The following is a 3,759-nucleotide window of genomic DNA, read 5'->3' as shown; positions in this document are numbered from 1 at the left end:
CTTTTACAACCGTCAAGGGGTTCCGTACTTCATGTGAAATACTTGCAGCGAGTTGACTGACAATCTCCATTTTTTCAACTTTTATTAATTTTGATCGCATAAATATTGCATCTTTTAAAACCTCATTAAAATAGACCATAAATAATATTAAAATAGTTGGTAATAGAATGAAATAAATAATGTACAAATTATTCACTTCAAAATCTGATAGAGTTAAAACAATTACTGTTGTAAATATTGCAAGGAAAAAAGTTAAAAACAYAGATGAAGTTACTTTTATTTTCCTATTGTATGTATTGAATTTTGATGATGCGAATGCTGTAATTATTAACATCGTTCCATAAACAATGATTGTTAACAGGCTAAAACCATAAAACATAAAACGTATTATTAATAAAATCATGAGTAATGCAATACCGACTGGAAATCCACCATAAAGTGTACCAATTAAAAAGGGGATTTGTCTTAAATCGTGAATATAATTTTCATCCATATAGATGGGATACCGCATACATAAAATTAGTGGGATACTCGTACAAAGAATGATAAGTAGTTTCTTATATTTCTTCCCGAAGTACCCACTATCATAAATAAAATAAAAAACAAATATACTGCTTAAAATATAAAGAAGATTATTTAAAACATTTTGATTAATGTAAACAAAGTTCATAATACATGCCCCGTTATCCTGAATTTCAATCCCATATGTATTATACATTATAAAAGTACAAGTTTTACATGTACTTTTACAATGTATGTAGTTTTTATAGATTTTCAGTGTTATAGGCTTTTAACCATGCATTATTAAACTCTTCCATTGACGCATAGCGCCCACTACGATTTTCATTTACAGCACGGTATGCTACTTCATATAAGCCTTCACTAGCTTCCCATTTCATAAAGGAAMGATCTTGCCCGCCACCTAGTAGTGCAAAAGCTATAGCCCCCATATTAAATACGTTTGTTTGTCCGTCTATTATAGAGTTAAGTTGAAACTCTTCAGGTGACATAAAACGAGATGACCCCCACATTCGTCCCATCTTATTTACATACGGCTTTTTACTGTATAAATCAATATCACAAATTTTTGTTTCATTAGTTTTAAAATTGTACAAAATACTACCGTCATAAAAATCAATAGCTACATAGCGTTTGTGTTCAACGTAAGTATGGAAATTAAAAATAGAATTTAATGAAATCAGTCTGTCTTTAACGGATAATTTCTTATATTTATAAAATGGTGAGTTAGGATCATTGTATTTTGCTGGGGGTGGGAAACTCCAGTGCGAGTGAAGACATTCACCGTCAAACCAATCGAAAATTAAAACATATCCATGCTGTACAGGGTAGTGATCAATTAAATTTATAAGAGAAACGTGTTTTAATTCATTGTATATAGTAACTGAGCTTTTTAATCTTTGTATAGCTTCATTTGTAGAAGCATTATATGCGAGTGTTTGTGCCCCTGCATATTTTATAAAGTTCTTTTTCCCATTCTTTTCAACACCAAAACTTATATTACCGGAATCTTGTTGGTCAAAAACCGCAAATACTGTACCTAGTTTTGTAAGCCAATCAAAATTATGATGTTTTTTTAGTTGGAATGTTATAGTATCTAACTGAATTTTAACTGGAATATCTTTCATAATTCACCTCAAATTTAATATAATTAAGTTGTCCATTACAGTATTCGACATATTTTGTGAAATCCCTATATTTATAAATTTAAATTTTATAAATATAATAATATATAGTTATAAGGAGGAAAGCAAATGGATGGAAAAATCATAATTAAACCGTACCAACAATATTGGCATACAGAGTTTTTAAATGAAAAAAATAAACTTGTGCCGTTACTCCATGAAGAAATTATTGCTATTGAACATATAGGAAGCACAGCCGTAGAAGGGTTAGGGGCTAAACCTCTTATTGATATGATGATCGGCGTAACAAATTTACAAATTACCGAAAATTGGAGGGAAGCCCTAGAAGAAATTGACTATGAGTATGTTCCTAAAAAAACACCTAATTGGCGTTTTTTTAGAAAAGGTAAATGGAGAGCTGGTACCCACCATTTACATGTTTATATTTATAATAGCGAGGAATGGAGGAACAACCTTTTATTTCGAGACTTTCTAATAAATCATGAGTGGGCACGTGAAGAATATAGAAAATTAAAAGAGATGCTTGCTGCTGCATATCCTTTTGATCGTGTTTCATATACAAATGCAAAAGCACCGTTTATTTGCAACATATTAGAATTGGCCAAAAAGGAGATAAATAAAATATAAGTAGTTTGCAGATTCTCATTTTATTTTAATCTTTCTCTCATGTTATTCTCTCTTTTACTTGATACACTGCTGATTATAGAGCTTTTGAGTCAAAAGGAGATTATATAAAATGGAGAAAATACTTAGAAATAAATATTTCCATATATATGTTAAAATAATTGGTATTACTATTATTGTTTGCAGTGTAGAATTGCTATTTATTAATGTTWTGTACGGGAAYGTATTAAATGTACAATGGYTAAATAAGAAATTAGGTTCTTTMGGTGAATATGGGGYAATTATAGCTGCATCATTATGGTTCTTACGTCATATATGGTTATTTTTAAAGAAGAAAAATATACACGGATTTAAAATAATTAAAGAGCTATATCTTTTTATCAAACATTTTCACGTATTAATTGGCTACGCTGTAATAGCTGTTGCGACTACTCACGGTGTTTACTTTTTAATAAAAGGAAGTCGTCATATAATACTAATATACAGTGGTATATTTTCTCTTTTAACCTTAATAACATTAGGGGTTGCGGGATTTGTTTTACAGAAATCTAATCAGAAAAAAAAATTGAAGATGTATCGAAAAGCACATCAAATCATTGCAGTCATATTCGGAATAGGATTACTTATTCATTTAATCGTATAGGAGGAAGTATCGTTGCAACATATACTAATTATTGAAGATGAGGAAAGCTTAGCAGATTTTTTAGAATTAGAATTAAAGTATGAAGGATATAAAGTAGATATACAACTTGATGGAAGAAAGGGATTAGAAGCAGCACTTGAAAAKARTTAYGAYCTCATWTTACTTGATTTAATGTTACCAGGATTAAATGGACTGGAAGTATGTCGTCGACTAAGAGCAACTAAAAATACACCTATTATAATGTTGACTGCTCGTGATAGTATTATGGACCGTGTGACAGGGTTAGATAGTGGAGCTGATGATTATCTTCCAAAACCGTTTGCGATTGAAGAACTGTTAGCACGTATGAGAGTGATTTTTAGGAGAGAAGAAAATACAGAGCAAAAGCACGCATCATTTCTTTCGTTTAAAGATCTACAGCTTCAGATTGAATCTCGAACTATAACTAAAAGAAATGAAGAAATTGAACTTACAAATAAAGAATTCGAGCTACTGCTTATGTTTATGAAAAATATTAATCGAGTTCTTACCCGTGATATTTTACTGGACCAAGTATGGGGATATGATGCAATGGTTGAGACRAATATAGTCGATGTATATGTTCGTTATYTACGTAATAAGTTACATAGTTTAGATAAAGAGGAGTATATCCAAACGGTCCGCGGTGCTGGATATATAATGAAATGATAAAAAACATTATGTACCGAATTAGAAATCTACCTATAAAGTGGAAATTAACACTTTGGTCCACTACACTAGTATTCATTTTGTTTATTTTATATAGCGCGTTACAATTTGTTGTAATTAATAAGTGGACTATAGATTATG

5 protein-coding genes and 1 pseudogene are annotated in these 3,759 nt (G+C 30.4%); 4 read left to right on the top strand and 2 right to left on the bottom strand.

Translation table 11 applies throughout. From position 1 onward, the window contains the following. Together AC1DJR_RS21095 and AC1DJR_RS21090 are read right to left on the bottom strand one after the other, a co-directional pair. On the bottom strand, positions 1–718 hold a 718-nt coding region (locus tag AC1DJR_RS21095; protein WP_477003431.1), incomplete at its 3' end, for a LytS/YhcK type 5TM receptor domain-containing protein. Positions 719–764: 46 nt separating this feature from the next. Then, the gene (locus AC1DJR_RS21090) at positions 765–1,646 is read right to left on the bottom strand and encodes a protein kinase family protein (protein WP_477003430.1); all 882 of its coding nucleotides are present in this window, start codon (positions 1,644–1,646) and stop codon (positions 765–767) included. 126 nt (positions 1,647–1,772) lie between these two features. Here AC1DJR_RS21090 and AC1DJR_RS21085 point away from each other — a divergent pair, with 126 nt between their 5' ends. The 4 genes and pseudogenes from AC1DJR_RS21085 to AC1DJR_RS21070 form a co-directional block, all read left to right on the top strand. After that, positions 1,773–2,291 carry a GrpB family protein gene (locus AC1DJR_RS21085; protein WP_429687190.1) on the top strand — a complete coding sequence of 173 codons (519 nt, stop codon included), beginning with the start codon at positions 1,773–1,775 and terminating at the stop codon, positions 2,289–2,291. A gap of 109 nt (positions 2,292–2,400) precedes the next feature. Next, positions 2,401–2,931, top strand: coding sequence for a hypothetical protein (locus tag AC1DJR_RS21080; RefSeq protein WP_477003429.1), 531 nt, complete (start codon positions 2,401–2,403; stop codon positions 2,929–2,931). Positions 2,932–2,943: 12 nt separating this feature from the next. Further along, a complete protein-coding gene (locus tag AC1DJR_RS21075; protein ID WP_477003428.1) occupies positions 2,944–3,618 on the top strand; it encodes a response regulator transcription factor in 675 nt (224 codons plus the stop codon). Continuing rightward, a pseudogene (locus tag AC1DJR_RS21070) lies at positions 3,615–3,759 on the top strand (two-component sensor histidine kinase); the annotation flags it as partial. The gene AC1DJR_RS21075 and the pseudogene AC1DJR_RS21070, both read left to right, overlap by 4 nt.

This window comes from Bacillus sp. 05T31, assembly GCF_056396725.1.
Note: the sequence above shows the minus strand (reverse complement) of the source record. Positions and strands in the feature narration are given on the sequence as shown.

What these genes read in the sequence shown, in the direction of transcription:
- AC1DJR_RS21085 (WP_429687190.1), top strand. Translation starts at nt 1,773, where the DNA reads ATGGATGGAAAAATCATAATTAAACCGTACCAACAATATTGGCATACA.